This window comes from Shewanella sp. ISTPL2 (assembly GCF_013283205.1).
Lineage (GTDB): Bacteria > Pseudomonadota > Gammaproteobacteria > Enterobacterales > Shewanellaceae > Shewanella > Shewanella oncorhynchi.
Map to the genome: position 1 here is coordinate 229,053 of NZ_JAAPAV010000002.1, position 17,818 is coordinate 246,870.

Annotated in this window: 13 protein-coding genes; 11 read left to right on the plus strand and 2 right to left on the minus strand. The window is 41.8% G+C overall.

From position 1 onward, the window contains the following. Positions 1-90 precede the first annotated feature (90 nt). From ftsY to HUB64_RS22900, 10 genes are all read left to right on the plus strand, one after another. Positions 91-1,692 (plus strand): signal recognition particle-docking protein FtsY, encoded by a 1,602-nt coding sequence (gene ftsY / locus HUB64_RS22855; RefSeq protein WP_173248196.1) that lies wholly within the window; start codon positions 91-93, stop codon positions 1,690-1,692. Positions 1,693-1,695: 3 nt separating this feature from the next. Next, positions 1,696-2,412, plus strand: a complete 717-nt coding sequence (ftsE, locus tag HUB64_RS22860; protein WP_105250626.1) for a cell division ATP-binding protein FtsE — start codon at positions 1,696-1,698, stop codon at positions 2,410-2,412. Next, positions 2,409-3,374: a permease-like cell division protein FtsX gene (gene ftsX / locus HUB64_RS22865; RefSeq protein ID WP_113940269.1), complete on the plus strand. Its 966-nt coding sequence runs from the start codon at positions 2,409-2,411 to the stop codon at positions 3,372-3,374. The genes ftsE and ftsX overlap by 4 nt, the downstream gene beginning before the upstream one ends. 225 nt (positions 3,375-3,599) lie before the next feature. Next, on the plus strand, positions 3,600-4,457 hold the full coding sequence (rpoH, locus tag HUB64_RS22870) for an RNA polymerase sigma factor RpoH (RefSeq protein ID WP_006079635.1): 858 nt from the start codon (positions 3,600-3,602) through the stop codon (positions 4,455-4,457). Positions 4,458-4,916: 459 nt separating this feature from the next. Then, a complete protein-coding gene (locus HUB64_RS22875; protein ID WP_173248194.1) occupies positions 4,917-5,297 on the plus strand; it encodes a hypothetical protein in 381 nt (126 codons plus the stop codon). A 698-nt stretch (positions 5,298-5,995) separates the two neighbouring features. Continuing rightward, positions 5,996-6,526, plus strand: a complete 531-nt coding sequence (locus HUB64_RS22880; protein WP_131524791.1) for a fimbrial protein — start codon at positions 5,996-5,998, stop codon at positions 6,524-6,526. 68 nt (positions 6,527-6,594) lie between these two features. Further along, positions 6,595-7,341 (plus strand): molecular chaperone, encoded by a 747-nt coding sequence (locus HUB64_RS22885; protein ID WP_173248192.1) that lies wholly within the window; start codon positions 6,595-6,597, stop codon positions 7,339-7,341. Between the two features lie 11 nt (positions 7,342-7,352). Then, complete coding sequence (locus HUB64_RS22890) at positions 7,353-9,941, plus strand: fimbria/pilus outer membrane usher protein (protein ID WP_254451476.1); 2,589 nt, start codon at positions 7,353-7,355, stop codon at positions 9,939-9,941. Between the two features lie 10 nt (positions 9,942-9,951). Further along, positions 9,952-11,283 carry a fimbrial protein gene (locus HUB64_RS22895; protein WP_173497978.1) on the plus strand — a complete coding sequence of 444 codons (1,332 nt, stop codon included), beginning with the start codon at positions 9,952-9,954 and terminating at the stop codon, positions 11,281-11,283. A 19-nt stretch (positions 11,284-11,302) separates the two neighbouring features. Beyond that, positions 11,303-11,983, plus strand: a complete 681-nt coding sequence (locus HUB64_RS22900) for a molecular chaperone (RefSeq protein WP_173497979.1) — start codon at positions 11,303-11,305, stop codon at positions 11,981-11,983. Positions 11,984-12,059: 76 nt separating this feature from the next. Here the strand turns inward: HUB64_RS22900 and HUB64_RS22905 are convergent, their stop codons facing one another. After that, complete coding sequence (locus HUB64_RS22905; protein WP_173497980.1) at positions 12,060-15,626, minus strand: transporter substrate-binding domain-containing protein; 3,567 nt, start codon at positions 15,624-15,626, stop codon at positions 12,060-12,062. Then, positions 15,623-16,249 carry a response regulator transcription factor gene (locus tag HUB64_RS22910; RefSeq protein ID WP_113940277.1) on the minus strand — a complete coding sequence of 209 codons (627 nt, stop codon included), beginning with the start codon at positions 16,247-16,249 and terminating at the stop codon, positions 15,623-15,625. Before HUB64_RS22910 ends, HUB64_RS22905 begins: the two co-directional genes overlap by 4 nt. 329 nt (positions 16,250-16,578) lie before the next feature. Here HUB64_RS22910 and HUB64_RS22915 point away from each other — a divergent pair, with 329 nt between their 5' ends. Then, positions 16,579-17,817, plus strand: a complete 1,239-nt coding sequence (locus HUB64_RS22915) for an EAL domain-containing protein (RefSeq protein ID WP_173497981.1) — start codon at positions 16,579-16,581, stop codon at positions 17,815-17,817. The last annotated feature ends 1 nt before the right edge of the window (position 17,818 follow it).

Genomic DNA, 17,818 nt, shown 5'->3' on the forward strand with positions numbered 1-17,818 from the left:
GACTTTTTGGGCGTAATTGCCGAGGCAATCTGGTATAACATCAGGGTCTTATTCAAAATTCAATACTGAAGTAGAGCGCTGGAATCACACATGGCAAAGAAAGGTTTTTTCTCTTGGTTTCGTAAAGATAAGTCACAAGATGAGGTCGTCGCTGAAACGCCAGTTGTTACTCCAACACAAGATAGTGATGCAGCACAGCGTGTCGCGCAGGAACAAGTAGAGACACAAGGGGTCATCGAGGCCGAAGCTCATGCTGAAAAACAGGCAGCAGAACAGTTAGCGGCCGAACAAACACAGGCAAAAGCCGAAGCCGAGCAATTCGCCCTTGAGCATGCCCGAATTGAATCGTTGCATTTTGCTAATCAGCAAGCTGAAGCGACACGTTTGGCTGCAGAACAACTTAGTGCAGAAAAGCATGCTGCAGAGAAGTTAGCCGAAGCACAGTTAGAAGCAGAACAACGCATCGCAGAACAATTGGCAGCACAGCAGTTAGCGGTTGAGCAAGCCGCCGCAGAGCAATTAGCTCAAGCAGAGGCGGCGCGTGTAGTTGCCGCTCAGTTAGAAGCAGAATTACTCGCAGCGGAACTTGCCCGCTTGGCCGCCGAACAGAATGCCGCTGAAGCCTTAGCGGCAGAACAACTCGCTGGCGAAGCACTAGTACGTGAGCAAGCAGAGGCTTTAGTCCAGCAACAAGCTGAAACTGAGCAAGCTGTTGTAGCAGTTGCTGAATTGCAACCTGAGCCGCAGGCTAGACCCGTTAAGGAAGGGCTCTTTGCTCGCCTGAAACGTGGCTTAATGCGTACCAGCGAGAATATTGGCAGTGGTTTTATCGGCCTATTTCGCGGCAAGAAAATCGATGACGATCTGTTTGAAGAACTCGAAGAACAATTATTAATCGCCGACGTTGGTGTCGAAACCACTACGCGATTAATCAAGAATTTGACAGAGCATGCCTCACGTAAGCAGCTTAAAGATGCCGAAGCTTTATATGAATTGCTGCGGGATGAGTTGCAAAAAACACTCGATCCCGTCGCTATCCCGTTAGTACCAGACAATGCTAATGGCCCATTTGTTATCTTAATGGTTGGCGTTAATGGCGTGGGTAAAACTACCACTATTGGTAAATTGGCCAAACAATATCAGAGCCAAGGTAAGTCAGTCATGTTAGCCGCGGGTGATACCTTCCGTGCTGCAGCGGTTGAGCAGCTACAGGTTTGGGGTCAACGTAATGATATTACAGTGATTGCCCAGCATACAGGTGCTGATAGTGCCTCTGTGTTGTTCGATGCTTTACAAGCGGCCAAGGCGCGTAAAGTGGATGTATTAATTGCCGACACTGCTGGTCGTTTACAGAATAAAGCGCACTTGATGGAAGAATTGAAGAAAGTCGTGCGAGTGATGAAGAAACTCGACCCAGATACGCCACATGAGGTCATGCTGACATTAGATGCGAGCACAGGGCAAAACGCGATTAGCCAAGCACAATTATTCCAGGAAGCCGTAGGTGTAACGGGTATTACCATCAGTAAGTTAGATGGAACGGCTAAGGGCGGCGTGGTCTTTGCGATTGCTGATAAGTTTAATATTCCGATCCGTTACATAGGTGTGGGTGAGCAAATTGACGATTTGCGTACCTTCAATTCGAAAGAATTTATCGATGCCTTGTTCACTCAAGAAAAAGCGGATAGCTAATTTATGATTGATTTTCAGCAGGTCAGTAAGATTTATCCTGGCGGCCAAATGGCGCTGGAGGATGTGAATTTTCATCTACAGCAAGGTGAAATGGCATTTTTAACCGGCCACTCGGGGGCGGGTAAAAGTACGCTGTTGAAATTAATCACGGTAATCGAGCGGGCAACAACGGGGCGCGTCGCGATTAACGGTCACGATATCGCCAAAGTCAGCCCTAAACATGTACCTTATTTGCGCCGCAATATCGGGATGATTTTCCAGAACCATCATCTATTGATGGACCGAAGTGTGTTCGACAATGTGGCTTTACCACTGGTGATTGAGGGATTCTCACACGGTGAAATCCGTAAGCGTGTTGCGGGTGCCCTCGACATGGTGGGTTTATATGGCAAGGAGCGGCATAACCCGATTATGTTGTCCGGCGGTGAGCAGCAACGTGTTGGCATTGCCCGTGCGATAGTGAACAAGCCGCCCTTACTGCTCGCCGATGAGCCTACGGGTAACTTAGATCCTAAATTATCTATGGATATTTTGCGTCTGTTTGAAACCTTTAATGATGCGGGAACCAGCGTATTAATCGCCACCCATGATTTAGGTCTTATCGCACGAATGAAATATCGCACTTTTACCCTCAAACAGGGCCGTATGTTAGGTGCACAAGAGTTGCATCCTAATGTGCACACTCGCAGTGCACCGACGAATAGAGGTGAAGGGCAATGAGCGATAGCGCAAAATTAACTCGCAGCAAGCTGCCTCTGTCTGGTCGGATTGTGATGTTTTTTATTCGCCATGCGCAGCAAGCAATGGCGAGCATGGGAGAGCTCTGGCGCAACCCAATATCCTCTGTGATGACCATGGCTGTCTTAGGGGTGAGCCTAAGTTTGCCTGCAGCATTGCAAGTGTTAGTTAAAAATGCCGAGACCATTACCAGTTCCTGGAACAGCGCGGCAGAGATCTCCTTGTTTATCGACGATAATCGTAGTGAACAAACGATTCAGAGCCTGCTGACGCGCATTCGGACATATCCCGAAGTGGATAAAGTGCAATACATAGATAAAAATCAAGCGCTAGAAGAATTCCAACGCTTATCTGGGTTTGGTGAGGCCTTGGCCTATTTAGATAAAAATCCTTTGCCCGCGGTCATTACCGTTACGCCTACGCCGCGTTACTCAACACCAGTGGGCGCCCGTGAACTCTTAACTAAACTAGAGCGCGAGCCTGAGATTAGCTTTGGCCGTTTAGATATCGAATGGTTAGAACGGTTACAGGCGGTAGTGCGTCTACTCGAACGTACTGTGATGGCGATTGCCGCGTTACTCGTGCTGGCCGTGGTCTTAGTGATAGGTAATACGATTCGCTTAGCGATTATGAATCGGCGCAGCGAAATTGAAGTGATGAAGCTAGTCGGAGCAACTGAAGCCTTTATCCAGCGCCCATTTCTCTACACTGGGATTTGGTACGGAGTCATTGGCGGCATATTGGCTTGGCTTATCATCAACTTATTAGTGTGGTATCTCGATTCTGCCCTTGCCGAACTTTTAGGTTTGTATGGCAGTCAGCTCGAGATGAAATCACTCACTTTTATTGAACTGCTGCAATTGGTTGGACTTGCCTCATTTTTAGGTTGGTTAGGTTCGTATTTGTCTGTACGCCAGCATTTACGGTCGATTGAACCTTCATAATAATCAGTCGATTAAACTAAAAAAAGTGACGAAAAAAATGCTGAGTAATGAACTTTTGTTCACTTGCAATGTCTACTTCAGCGAGGTAAAAAGGGTATCTGCAAACGAGCTGAGGTTGACATACTCTGTCAATTAGCCGATAGTTCGTGAGCTTATTCTTAGGGTATTTTGTTGTTGAACCTAAGAATGCACTCGTTAAGTAGTCTGATAAATGTAGGAGAGCGAATGACCTTTCAAACGCAATCAATGGCACTGACAGTCCCACAGGGCGCCAGTAGTCTAGAAGCTTATATCCATTCAGTGACTAGCATCAGCATGCTGGACGCTGAGGCTGAGTATGAGTTAGCCAAGCGTTTACAGGAAACTGGTGATCTACAAGCTGCGAAGCAACTGATTATGTCGCACTTACGTTTTGTTGTGCACGTTGCAAAGGGCTATTCAGGCTATGGTTTGCCACAGGCAGACCTGATCCAAGAAGGCAACATAGGCTTGATGAAAGCGGTTAAACGCTTCGATCCCGATGTTGGCGTGCGTCTAGTGTCTTTTGCTGTGCACTGGATCAAAGCTGAAATTCATGAATATGTGCTGAAAAACTGGCGCATTGTTAAAGTCGCGACCACTAAAGCACAACGTAAGTTGTTCTTTAATATCCGTAAAGCGAAAAAACGCTTAGGTTGGTTCAGCGATGCAGAAGTCACTATGGTGGCTGAAAATTTAGGTGTGTCTAAGGCCGATGTGACCGAAATGGAATCACGTATGGCAGCGCAAGATCCGGCATTTGATTTAACCAATGATCAAGACGAGGAGCATGATTTTGCCCCTGTTCATTATTTGGAAGATCATTCATCGGATTTAGCGGAAAATATTGAAAACGACAACTGGGAATCGAATGCTCAAGGTCGTTTATTATCGGCCATCAAAACCTTAGATGAACGTAGCCAGCATATTCTGCGCGCCCGTTGGTTAGATGACGATAAAACCACACTGCAAGAACTTGCAGAGACTTATCAAGTGTCGGCCGAACGTATTCGCCAACTTGAGAAAAATGCCATGAACAAGCTAAAAGCTTGTATGGAAGCCTAAGTTGCGTCACGTGTAAAGTGATTTTAACTTAGCCATAAAAAAACCTGCTGCGGCAGGTTTTTTTTTATGGGAGAAAGAATAGATTTAATCGCGCCATTTAAAGTGAATTTCGCTACAGATATACAACTCAATCGTATTGAAACGTACGCGACTATGGCTGATTTCACCACGAGACATCGGATTTATCCTACATTTAGAGCCGTTATAAATAGTTAATATATCGCTAACTTTTGAGCCTCAATTCGAAAGTTATTTTCGATGCTTATTATCGAACGGTTTGTTCCTCCGCATTTTGAGTATCGCCTTAAGCAAAGTTGATATGGATATTGAGCACGGAAGATTTGGTCGGGTAGCGATGGATTATGTACCAAGGAAAGCATTTAAGTTAGAAGGGATACCCGCCAATTTACGATAGATACTCATTATGCGTTTTTTTAATGCTTACAAAGGTGGGAAGTTATGTTCTCAATGATCACTAAGTTAGCCCTATCATCAGAATCTGGTTGGGGTACTGCATTTCGTGTCAATGGGGGCGTCGAAGTATGTCAGCAGAGCTTGTTTTGGTTAGTTTGCAAGGGTATCGCTTTTGAACGCGAGGACTTAAAGCTTAGTTATGTATTGGGAGCTGAGGTCATTCTATGCCAATTTGAGACGAGAGTTTTAATTGAGTTGCTTAAAAAAAATAACATTCATTATTTTCAAGACGATAGCCAAGTGCGATGGTTGCTGCCCCGTAATGTATCAACAATCTTCTATGCGCAGTGGAAGAATAGTATAGCGGTTGATCTTAACCAAACCTGTGCTGACTACTTTTTTTTTAAATGCTTATTCTTGCCATGACATTTTTATATGAATGAGTAGTGTTTTAAGCTAGATAAGTGTGATTAGTTAGTTATAAATTTTTAATCTATTAATAAGTACATTTATTGCCAGTAAATATACTTCAGAACATCCATTCTTGGTCGATAGTTAGGAGGTGTCCTACAAATCGAAATGGGTGATGAGATGTTAAAGGTATCGTTATTCGGCGTAACTACAGTCATGTTGAGCGCGGTGATAAGCTGTAACGTGATAGCAAAAACTGAGTTTAAAACTCTTTCTTTTCAAGGTGAGATAGCAGAACCAAGTTGCTACTCCGATCTATCTACCATTTCTTGTTATGACCAGAATCTCAATCAATTTATCTCTCAGACTATAACTCCCCAAGTGTATGCAAATTCTATAGATAGCGACAAAATACTTGTTATATCAACTCAGTTCAAACAAATTAATAATCTAGTTTTTAGCCGAAAAAATGAGAATGAAGTTATTCTTGCTCTTCATTATAATTGATTCACAATTTTGCCATTAATAATGGCGATTTCATTTTTTGAAATCGCTTTTTAATGTTTATCTTTAGTATATTTATTGTCAGAAATTTCCTACAAGATCGCAAGTCTAGTCCTATATGTAATTGTTAGTGTTGTTGCTATTGTGTGCTCAGCTTCGATGAGCCATAACCTTAATATTTCCATATAGTAACAACAGTAGGATGTCTGATGAAAAAATTAACGCTATCTATTTTAGTTTTAGGTGCATTGTTTGGTACTAGTGTTCAAGCGAATAATACTATTACTTTTTTGGGTGAAGTATCGGACCAAACTTGTGAAGTGGCGATTAACGGAAATGCGGCTAATCCCAGTGTCTTGCTACCAACAGTTTCTACGGCTCAACTTGCCACTGCAGGCTCAGTTGCTGGTGAAACACCTTTTACCATTTCAGTCAGTGGTTGTACTGTCAATGCAACGCAAGCTTTACCTATTAAAACCGTATTTTTGGGTAACAATATCACAACCGCAGGTAACTTAGGCAATACTGGTACGGCAACAAATGTAGCATTACAGCTTCTTGATTCAGTTGGTGGAACGAGTATCAATTTAACAGCAGGAAGTGCTGTTGATGGATTAAATGTTGCTGCAGGTGCAGACTCTGCCTCCCATGATTTTGCTGTGCAGTATATTTCTGAAACTGGTAGTGCAACAGCAGGTCGTGTGATTAGCTCTGTCCAATATGCAGTTTCTTATCTTTAATATACGATAAATTATGATTATTCGCTCACCCAGCCCATGGGTGAGCGCTGCTGCTTTTTGGGGCTTCTATGATTTTTTCTAGCTTACTTCTTCGTTTAATATTTTTGACTCTACTCATGATCGGTTTTTCAGTTAATGCGAGTGTGGTCATGACCAATACGCGAGTCATTTATCCTAGTGATGCTAAAGAGCGCAGTGTTCAGTTAACAAATAACGATGCTTTTCCAAATGTTGTTCAGGTCTGGACTGATATTAATAACCCAGAGTCGGCACCTGAGTATGCTGATGGCCCATTTTTGGCCTTACCCGCTATTTTTAGAATAGAGCCTAAGCGAGGGCAGTTAATTCGCTTAATTTATAGCGGCGGTGAGCTGCCAAAAGACCGTGAGAGTGTGTTTTATCTTAATTTTCTACAGATACCTCCATTATCGAAAGAAAATGCTGGTGAAAATCAGATGCTAGTGATGCTCAAAAATAGAGTGAAAATATTTTATCGGCCTGTAGAGATTGAATCTAATCCAGATGATGTGGCAAAAGAGATTGCCTTTGATGTTCAGTATGCTGATGCTGGAATTCACCTTGATGTGAAAAATAATGCGGCTTTTTTTGCCTCTTTTGTTGAGGCAAAAATTAAGTCGGGAAAACAAGAGCTAATCATCCCTATTACTATGCTTGAACCTAAGTCTAATCAGTTGATAGACATTCAGAATAAGCAGTTTGTCATCACATATCCAATGACGATTGAATTCACTTTAGTAAATGATTACGGCGGATTTGTAAAAAGTGAATATGTTATTGCATCTGCACATCATTGATAAGATTGGTTATGAAAAAATCCATGCGTTTGATGAGCCAAATTTACTCTTTACTGCTATTGATTGGTGTGATCTTTTGCATGTCTTCATCGTTGAGGGCCGATGACTTACAGGATTTCACATTTGATGACAGCCTATTACTTGGTGGTGGTTATGGCGATAGTTATCTTTCTCGCTTTAACTCGATTGCAGAAACTATTCCAGGTCAATACCAAGTTGATATCTATATAAATGGTACTTACTTAAATAGGGAAATTATTAATTTTGTTAAGGTTGGCTCCCAAGGAGTTGTGCCTTGTCTCGACCTTAATTTCTGGAACAAGTCGAATGTAACTGCAATATACATAAACGAAGATGCATTATTGCAGGCTGAATGTGCCGCCCCTGATACTGTGGTCAAGGGGGTATCGACGCAATTTGATGCCGAGAAATTAAGATTAGGGCTTGCGATCCCACAAGCTTATTTACGGCAGATTCCGCGTGGCTATGTTGATCCTTCATCTTGGAGCGAGGGAGAAAATGCTGGATTTATCAGTTACAACAGTAACTACTATCAAACTAATAGCCGCAGTGCTGGTAGCGATATGCGTGTCATTTATACGGGCCTTAATTCAGGTGTCAATTTAGGATTATGGCGCCTGAGAAATCAATCGAGTTATCAGTACAAGGATGTTGCCCAAAATACTCAAGAAAGTTTTAATTCTATTAGAACTTATATCACCAGAGCCTTGCCGGATATGCAGAGCGAACTCTTGCTTGGTGATGCCTACACTCGAGGAAATATTTTCGGTAGTTTAGCTTTTACTGGCGTACAGTTGCTGACTGATAATCGTATGTTACCAGAATCGCAGCGTGGTTATGCACCTGTCGTCAGAGGACTCGCTAACTCAACCGCCAGCGTAGTGATTAAGCAAAATGGTGTGAGTATTTATCAAACGACAGTAGCGGCGGGGCCTTTTGTTATTAATGACTTATTTCCCACAAGTTATGAGGGGGATTTGTTAGTTGAAATTAGTGAAGCCGATGGGAAGGTCTCTAGTTTTACTGTGCCATTCAGTGCTGTGCCTGGCTCGTTGCGTGAAGGAAGTTTCCAGTACGGGTTATCATTTGGTGAAGTAGATCAAGCAGAGTCTGGTGGGTACTTTGTAGATTTAATTTCTGAATATGGTTTGAGTAATATGCTGACGCTAAATAGCGGTGGGCGTGTCGGAGATGATTATTTTGCTTTGAGTCTAGGGACTGTATTAGGTACAGAATGGGGGGCTCTAGGGTTAACCGTTGTACATTCAATGTCTCGTATTTCTCAGTCTTCAGCATTAAATGAGTGGAAAAATGGCTGGCGTGTTGGACTTAATTATAGCCATTCGTTCGATTCGGGGACATCAGTGGCACTTGCTGGATATCACTACTCTACAGAGTCATTTCGGGAGTTGAATGATGTTTTAGGTTTGAGGAGGGCATTGGAGAGTGGGAATATTTTTGAATCTGAGACCTACAGTCAGCGGTCTGAAATGAGTTTAAGTGTGAATCAGAGTTTAGATGACTTTGGCTTTGTTTATTTGAGTGGTTCTAAACGTCAATACCGTGATGGGCGCGATGATGACGATCAACTACAGTTCGGTTATACGGTGGGTATTGGTCGTGTGAATATAGGACTCACTTTTTCACGTCAATATACCAGTCAAGTTCCGCTACAGAATGGGTTTGGTGGTCAGCTATTAACTGAAATGAGCGGTTATTCCTCTGATAGGGTGAAGGAAGATCTTGTGAGTCTCACCGTGTCCATTCCATTTGGTAGTCGCCAGTCAAACATGCTTAGCAGTGGGTTTAGTCACTCATTTAGGGGTAATGAACAGTATAATCTAGGACTCGCAGGCACTGTGGACGATGATAATACTTGGACATATGGCCTGAATGCTTCACTGCAGCGGCAGGATAGTTCGAGTGAAAGTGTCAGCGTCAATACGCAAAAGCGTTTTAGCCAAGCGACTTTATCGGGTAACTATTCGATTTCTGATACTTATCAGCAGGTTGGCGCTGGGTTGAGTGGTGCAGCAGTGGTGCATTCTGGCGGCGTAACATTAAGCCAAAACCTCAGTGATACTTTTGCGATTGTTCAAGCTGAGGGAGCTTCTGGCGCAAAAGTGACTAATAATTGGGGTACTGAGATTGATGACTTGGGATATGCAATTATCCCATCTTTGACGCCTTATCGCACAAATAGTGTCACGCTTGATACGGGATCTATGTTAAGTGGTACAGAACTTATCGAGACACAACAGCAAGTTGCGCCCTATGCCGGCTCTATCGTTAAGATGAAATTCGAGACTAGACACGGGATAGCCGTCGTCTTCATGACTCAGCAAGCCAACGGCGGCGTTATTCCTATTGGCGCCGAAGTCGTGGACGAAGATGGCCTAGTATTGGGCATGGTTGGACAGGCTGGTATGGCTTATGTCAGAGCTTCTAAACCGAGTGGTCAGTTGACCGTTAATTGGGGAAATAAACCCGATCAGCAATGTCACTTTGACTATACCCTCGAAAGCAGTCGTGATAACACTTTATTAAGAATGCCTGCGCTATGTGAGCGGGTTAATTGAGATAAAAACTATGATTGAGTTCAACCTAGGTCGGCTGTTGGCAGTGGTATCTTTTGTGTTTGCCACTTTAGTTAGTGGTCAAGCTATGGCGACTTGCTACCGTATATCGACGACTACAACAGATCCGGCAAATTTTTATTATGTCGCACCTGCGTATGGTAAAACAGCTATATGGTCTGGTGGTTACGATGCTAATAGGGGCATACTTAATCTGCCTATCATCAATGTTACCGATGAAAGTTTTCAACCCAATGGCACGTTATTGGGATCGAGTGTTGTGCCCTTCAGTACCTATGGACAGACTGGCGGGTATGATCCTGATCAGGTACTTTTTCGTTGCGATGCGGCGGATGAGCACCAACTAAATGAGATCTACTCAGTAAACGCTGATAATGCTTATGGCGGCATGTACGAAGATGGCGTGGCTTATGGTATTAACAAAGGTTATGCCACTTACCATCGAAATGTTGTGCTCAGGGTTAAGAATAATGCCACCGGTCAGTATTTTTCGCGCTTATGGCAATATCGGCCGCTGCGGGGGTTAGACCGTGATGCTCAGGGAAGAATATTAGTGAAGGCGAAAAACTTTACTGATGTCACGATAGAGCTGTTCCAGATTGGCAATATCAGAGGTGTGACTGAGTCTATAGCATACAGTTATAATCAACCTGCAGCTTATATTGCTTTTGGTGGGCCTGGCCTTGCCTATCCTACGGAAGGGGTTGACCATATTAGTCATTATCCAGGCTGGTATGCGAATTGGCCTGGGAATATCAGCTTATATCAACAGTTGTATACGCGAAGGGCTGGAGGTTGTGCGGTAATGAATGTCACGCCTTATGTGTTGTTCCCCACTGTGACTATCGCGGAATTAAACAGCGGCATTACCCGAGAAGCTGACATCCAGATTAATTATCGTTGCCAACAGAAAGCCAATATCAATGGCCCCGCAGTTAATGCGAACGCTATCGCCTTTAAGATTGAGAGTCATAATTACCAGATGGCGAGACGGTTGGGGTTTACTACTCAGGATGCTGTGACATATCTAGTCAGTAATGCCTATGGTGCTAATATGGTTGCTAATGGTGTGGGGGTAAAGCTACAACGCAATGATGGTGTGATTCAACCCTTTTTAAATTTTGATAATAGAACCAGCTTAGACTCACAATATAATGCATGGAAAGACGGTTGGCGGCCATTACAGGGGAATCAGACAGGTATTGTCGGTACGAGTTATCAATATATGGATAATTACAGAGTTGTTTTTGGCAAGTTGCCCGGAATGAGTCCAACGGTAGGAAAATTTTATGCAAAAGCGGAAGTGCTTATTCGGGTTCAGTAGTTTAGTTTTATGGCTCCTAATGTTGCAAACCGCTCTGGCTGGCGTAGTCGCCGATCGTAGTCGAATTATTTTTGCGGCTTCCGATCGGGAGCAAGGGTTGTCACTGGTGAATATTAATGACTACCCTGTGATGGTGCAACTGTGGGTGGATGACGGCGATCCAGACTCTGGCCCTGAAACGGCAAATGCGCCAATTTTGCCCTATCCTGGCTTGTTGCAAATTGCTCCAAAGGAGCGCAAGCACATAAATCTGCTTAATATTGCGGAGCAGGAACCTGAAAAACAAGAACAGTTATACTGGCTGAATGTATATGAAGTTCCACCCACCCCCGCCAAAAATATTGATGAAACTGAGGGGCAACTGTTGATTGTCGCTTTACGTACTCAAATGAAGGTTTTTGTGCGGCCCAATAAGCTAGCTATTGATGTTTTAGACTTAGCAAAGTGGCAGTCATTTATATTGAAAGACAATATGTTATCAATAGAGAATAAGTCACCTTACTATGTGACCTATCAGAACCTCAGTTTGAGTTTTAAAGGGAAGGATTATGCTATTTTTCAAGGAATGCTAGCCCCTTACTCTGCAGAAACTGTGACTATCACTGAGAGCGAGTTAATCGATCAGCTTGGGCTTATCCTAAAGGCCGAGTACATAGACGATGAGGGGAATGCTCAGCCGCTTGCTTTGACAGTGAATTGAACATAAGGCTCTGTTTACAACAGGGCCTTATGTATATGCATTTATACAGCGTGACTTGAAGCTATGGGCTTGGGCATTATTTTGAGGCTGTTTGGGTATAAGAGATCACTTCTGCCTCGAGTGAAGCAATAGCCTGAGATACGGCTTCAACATAAGCATTCAACTGCTGATGGCTCGCGTTTTCCAGCATTTCACAGGCAGACATAAGCTTCTGTGCATCGATAATTCTCGCAGCACCTTTGATCTTATGGGCGAGATCTTTGATGGTACTCAAATCATTATTTTCGAGGGCTGTATATAGGGACTGCAAGTCGCTTTGATTGCTTTTAAGGAGTTCTTTAAGCAATTTATCGACTAACTCTGCATTATTTCCTGTGAGTTTTTCTACTGCGTCAGCGGCAAAATGTGTGGCGGTTATGGTGATTTTCTCTGGGGTAAACCGTTTAATCATACTTTCTAGCTCCATTAGGCTGATGGGTTTGAATAAACAGTCATCCATCCCTGCAGTTAAACAGGCATCCTTGGCTTCTTTTTGGGCATTAGCGGTATAGCCGATGACGATAGCATGCGTGTGACGTTTGTGTTCGAGTTGGCGAATTTTCTGACAGAGTTCATAACCGTTCATTTCTGGCATATTACAATCGGTGATCACCACAGGGTACTGTTTACTTTCGAACATGTTTAAGGCAATTAAGCCATTTTCTGCTTCATCAACACTATGGCCTAAATATTTAAGCTGCTGGGCTAATAGCAAGCGATTCGCAGGGTGATCGTCAACAATTAAGATATCGAGGGGATTACTCACATGCGATTCTGGAATGGGTTGTGAAGGGTTATGGATTGCTTCGGCTTCAAGCTGGGTGAGGGTTAATTGCATGCTGATCTGAGTTCCTTGATGCAATTTACTTTCAAGGGTTAAACTCCCACCCATCATTTCGCACAGAGAGCGGCTAATCATGAGCCCAAGCCCTGTACCACCATGGGTTGTGTGGGTTCCTTGCGCTTGGCTGAAAGGGGTAAATAGTTTCTGTTGGTCGTCCCCCGAAATGCCAATTCCTGTATCCGTGACAGTAAATAGAATCGTGTGGGTTGTATTGGTGAAACTTTCTGATTGAATTTTCACTTTTACTCCACCGCTATCAGTAAATTTAATGGCGTTACCAATTAAATTTGACAGTATTTGCTTAATCCTCATAGGGTCAACGAGTACATCATTCGCAATAACAGGATCGAAATCCAACTGTAAAGTGATTCCTTTTTGCCTTGCTAGTCCATCAAACACTCTCACGACAGAGGTTGCAATTGTCTTAAGATTGGTTCTCATGGGCGAAAGTGACAGCTGACCCGCTTCAATACGAGCAATATCTAAAATATCACCAATAAGTTCAAGTAAATCATTAGCGGAATCATAGGCAACTTTAATTGAATTTAAATCAAACTGTTGTGAATTTGTACGTTTTAGTACCAGTTCTAACATTCCTATGATGGCATTCATTGGCGTACGGATTTCATGACTCATAGTTGCTAAGAAAGTACTCTTTGCTTGGCTTGCACTGTCCGCAGCTTCCTTAGCATATTCTAATTCTTCAATAAGCTTGACTCTATCGCTGACATCTATCCAACCACCAATAATCCCTTCAATATTGCCGGCTTCATCGCCATAGGATTTAAACCAATGATAAATATTATATTTATGTCCATTTATATGAAGTTCTCTATCCTTAAATACGGCAATACCATCCTCTAAGGCTTGTACATATTCTTTATCTACAATAGGAGCCTCTTTAGAGCGACTGGCTCCTTCCATTGTGGTCTTATATAGCAAATCTTCGCGTGAGGCGTTGAAAGCATTAAGGTAACTCTCGTTACACATAGTCAGTTCACGCCGCTTATTTCTTACATAAATAGGATGAGGTATGGCATCAACAATGGACTGCATAAATTGCAGTTGTTGATTAAGTTCTTTTTTGGCTAATAGCCGCTTGCGATAATGAGTTCGAGTGTAAAGAGCCCAAATAATTGAGACTAAAATCATGATCGTTGAGGCAATCACAATAGTGTAAATAGTGTACTTATAATCCTTCCAGCTTTGGCGTGCAGGCAGGGCATTACGGCGCCAGCGATTTTCTGCCATTTGTAATTCATCAGGAGGAATAACTGTTAATGTTTTATTAAGTATGCTCTTAAGTAGTTTATTTGAACTCGCCATTCCGAATGCCACAGACGCTCTTGGAATTTCATCTATGATCTTACTTACTTCTAAAGTATCACTGAAATAACTATTTACATAGAAGTCGGCTAAAGCCAGTGGCACAATAGTGGTATTTGTTGCACCAGTCGCTATATCATTCAATGCCTCAAGATAATTGTCAGCGATTATAATGTCTGCATTAGGGTTTATTTTTCTGAGCATGTTATCATTAAAAGTACCATCGGGAACAACTATAGCGTTAATATCTAGGTCTTGTGCATTTTTCTGTGTTACAAAAACATAAGGTGAATTTGAGAATTCTTTAGTAAAAATAATATTTTTATTAAGATCTTCACTCGGTGAGAATATTGTCATCATAGCTTTATGATTGAGTACGGAACTAATCTGTTCTGAAAACCTATTGTTAACAATATAGTCAAACTTTAGCCCTGAATACATTTGTATTAGTTCCAAAACCTCAATGCCAAACCCTTCAGCGTTATGTGTATCGTCAAGGTATGTTAGCGGTGCCGCATACTTATTAATTGCCACTGTTATTTTAGGGTTTTTTTGTAACCAAGCCGTCTCATCTGCTGTAAAACTGGGGAGTTCTGAGGTAAAAGGAATGGTGCTTCCACCGCCACTCCAGCGTTTTCTAATCAACTTTCTCTGTTCGAGTGAAATATTACTAATAGATTTATTAATTATATCTATTAAGGCCTTATTTTGTTCTGTTGCAGCAAAGGCGCTGCCATAGGAGTTTAGAGACAAGTGAGTGTCTAATTTAAGTTTTCCAGAGAAGTTGTTGTTTATTAAATAGTTGGCGGAGACTTGGTCGACTATCACAGCATCAACTTGTCGAAATGCAGCTGCAGCAACGGCCGCCTGTCTAGAGGAGAATTTGAGTAATTTTCTATTTGGATAAATATCTGTTATCGCTTCATCTGGTAAGTACTCATAGGCCATAGACATCGACTTGATTTGTTCATTATCACCTAAGTTAGCATTTCTGAATATAGAAGGCTTATCAACGGTATAAGGTGTGCTTAGTAGAAGACCGTGCATTTGTTCAAATTTATTTGCTGTAGTAATTAGATCTACTTCTCCATTGAGCGCTGCGGTAATTGTTTTTTCCCGAGATGCATAACGTTTTATATTGACTTCAATGTTGAGCATATTAGCAATAATATGTATATAGTCAGCACTAATTCCTTTATAAAATTCTTGTTCACCATTTACTGTCATGTCAAATGGTGGATAGTCAGGCGACGATATGCCAATATTCAGCAATCTATATTTTTTAAGTGTATCAATCTCTTCTAATGATAGCTGGATAGGCAATGCAGCCTTCTCTTGATAGCCGACCAAATGATAATGGGTGAATTTACTTTCATGTGCTAGTGAATAAATTGAATTTAGGCTCAATATAAGAATGAAAATAACATTTCTCATATTAAGTTTTGCCTCTTTGCTATTTCAATTATATCTACCAAATTTTTTGCATTTAGTTTATCAAGTAGTCTAGTTTTATATGTGCTAATGGTTTTGTTACTTAACAGCATACGCTCGGCTATTTCTTTATTAGATAAGCCTACTGCTAGCTGCTGCAATACCACCATTTCGCGAGTTGAAAGCTTTTTTACGAGTTCAGCCTCGTCCTGACTTGATTTAGCAATCATGTTGTTATTGCTTATAATCGGAAAATAGGAGTGGCCGGTGAGAATTGCTCTAAGCGCGCCAGTGACTTCATTCATATCCTTTTGTTTAGAGACAAAACCTGAAGCTCCGGCTTGAATACAACGGGAAACAAAGTGATCAGATGGTTGTGCCGTCAAGACTAAAATTGGCGGGCTCTTTACGAGTTTTCTTGACCTTTCTATCACTTCTAATCCATCTAATTGGGGGATGCCAATATCGAGAATAACAGCATCGGGTGAGAGTTCTTTAATAAGTTTTAATGCATCAACACCATTATTGGTTTCTGCTATCACTTCAAAGCCACTTTGTTCTAAAATGATTTTTAGTGCTAAAACAACAACTGGATGATCATCTACTATTAATATTTTTCTTTTCATTCATGTAACTCCGTAACTATTGAGTACAGATTTTATCCTTTGTAAGTCGCTACAGTGAAATAAAACTATGTGATTAAGATTTTTCCTACATATTTTTCAGCAATTTCTTTTAAATAATAGTCGTAAAATATTTGAAGGCAGATGAATTTAATCATAGGCATTCTCATTGTTTTTAATTCATAAACATCTGTATATATTTGTATCTAGAGTTTTGATCCTCTAGTGATTTAAATTATAGCTGACTATCTATATCTCGGTGTTGCAGCTTTTTTGCGGCAAGGGCGTAACAGGCATTTGTCTATTAGTATTTTAATTTTAAAGGGTATTCAATGGGTAAGGTTAGAGTGATTGTCTTAGAAGACCACCCCTTTCAACGTGCAGTACTTGAGCATAATCTTGCATCTCTTACCAACGTTGAGGTGTTTGCTTTTGGGGCAGCACAAGATGCGCTTGTTTGGCTCGATGAGCATCATAGTGCGGACATAGTGATATGCGATCTTATGATGGCAGGTATTGATGGTCTATCGTTTTTGCGCAAAGCAAAAGCAAAATACGATATAGCTTCAGTTGCATTATTTAGTTGTATTGATAAGGAACTCAGGCGGTCTGTATCGCAGATGATTAAAATGCTTAATTTTGAATATCTTGGTGATTTAAGTAAGTGCCCTTCAGTGGATAATTTGCAGCGTATGTTAGATAGATTTACCAACAGTCGCATTCAAAGGAGTCAAATTTCTTCGGGTTTTATAGCTGCTAGGTGCCCCGAAAATTTTGTATTTGAGGATTTTGAACAAGCATTGAAGCAAAGGCAGTTCGTGGGTTTTTATCAGCCCAAATTTGATGTTGCAGGCTTTAACTTGAAAGGGGCAGAAATGCTCGCACGCTGGCATCATCCTGATTTTGGATTGTTAAATCCCAGTACTTTTATTGACCGGTTAATTTCACATGGCTTACTTGACGATTTATTCTTACAGTTATTCGAGCAAGGCTGCGCTTTACAGCAGCGTTTACAACAACATGAAAGCCTAATTTCTCTCGCCTATAATCTCGATATCTCTCAACTCAATTCGACTAAATTAGTGTATCAGATTGTCGATATGGTAAAGAAATTTAACATTCATCCTCAAAATATTACCCTCGAAATTACTGAGACGGGCCTGTTGGCTGCGCCAGCAGTGAATATGGAGAATTTAATCCGCTTGCGAATGCTAGGATTTGAATTGGCGATTGATGATTTTGGTGCTGCACATTCTTCATTGGCACGTTTATGCGAATTGCCTTTCTCACAAATTAAATTAGATGGTTGTTTTGTGCGTGAACTTAGTGTTGAACCTAGGTGCCAAGCCGCAATTTCCAGTGTGATAGCGTTATCACAAGCACTTAATATGGAGTTAGTGATAGAAGGTATTGAAACAAATTCCCAATTAGTATTGTTGCAACAGCTTGGCTGTACGATTGGACAGGGCTTTTGTTTTTCTCGTCCTATTGATGAGCAAACATTTATCCAACGTTTTTTCCCTGCGAGTTTACAGCTTAAAGAATTACAGGAGCTTAGCCTTGAGTTTTAGT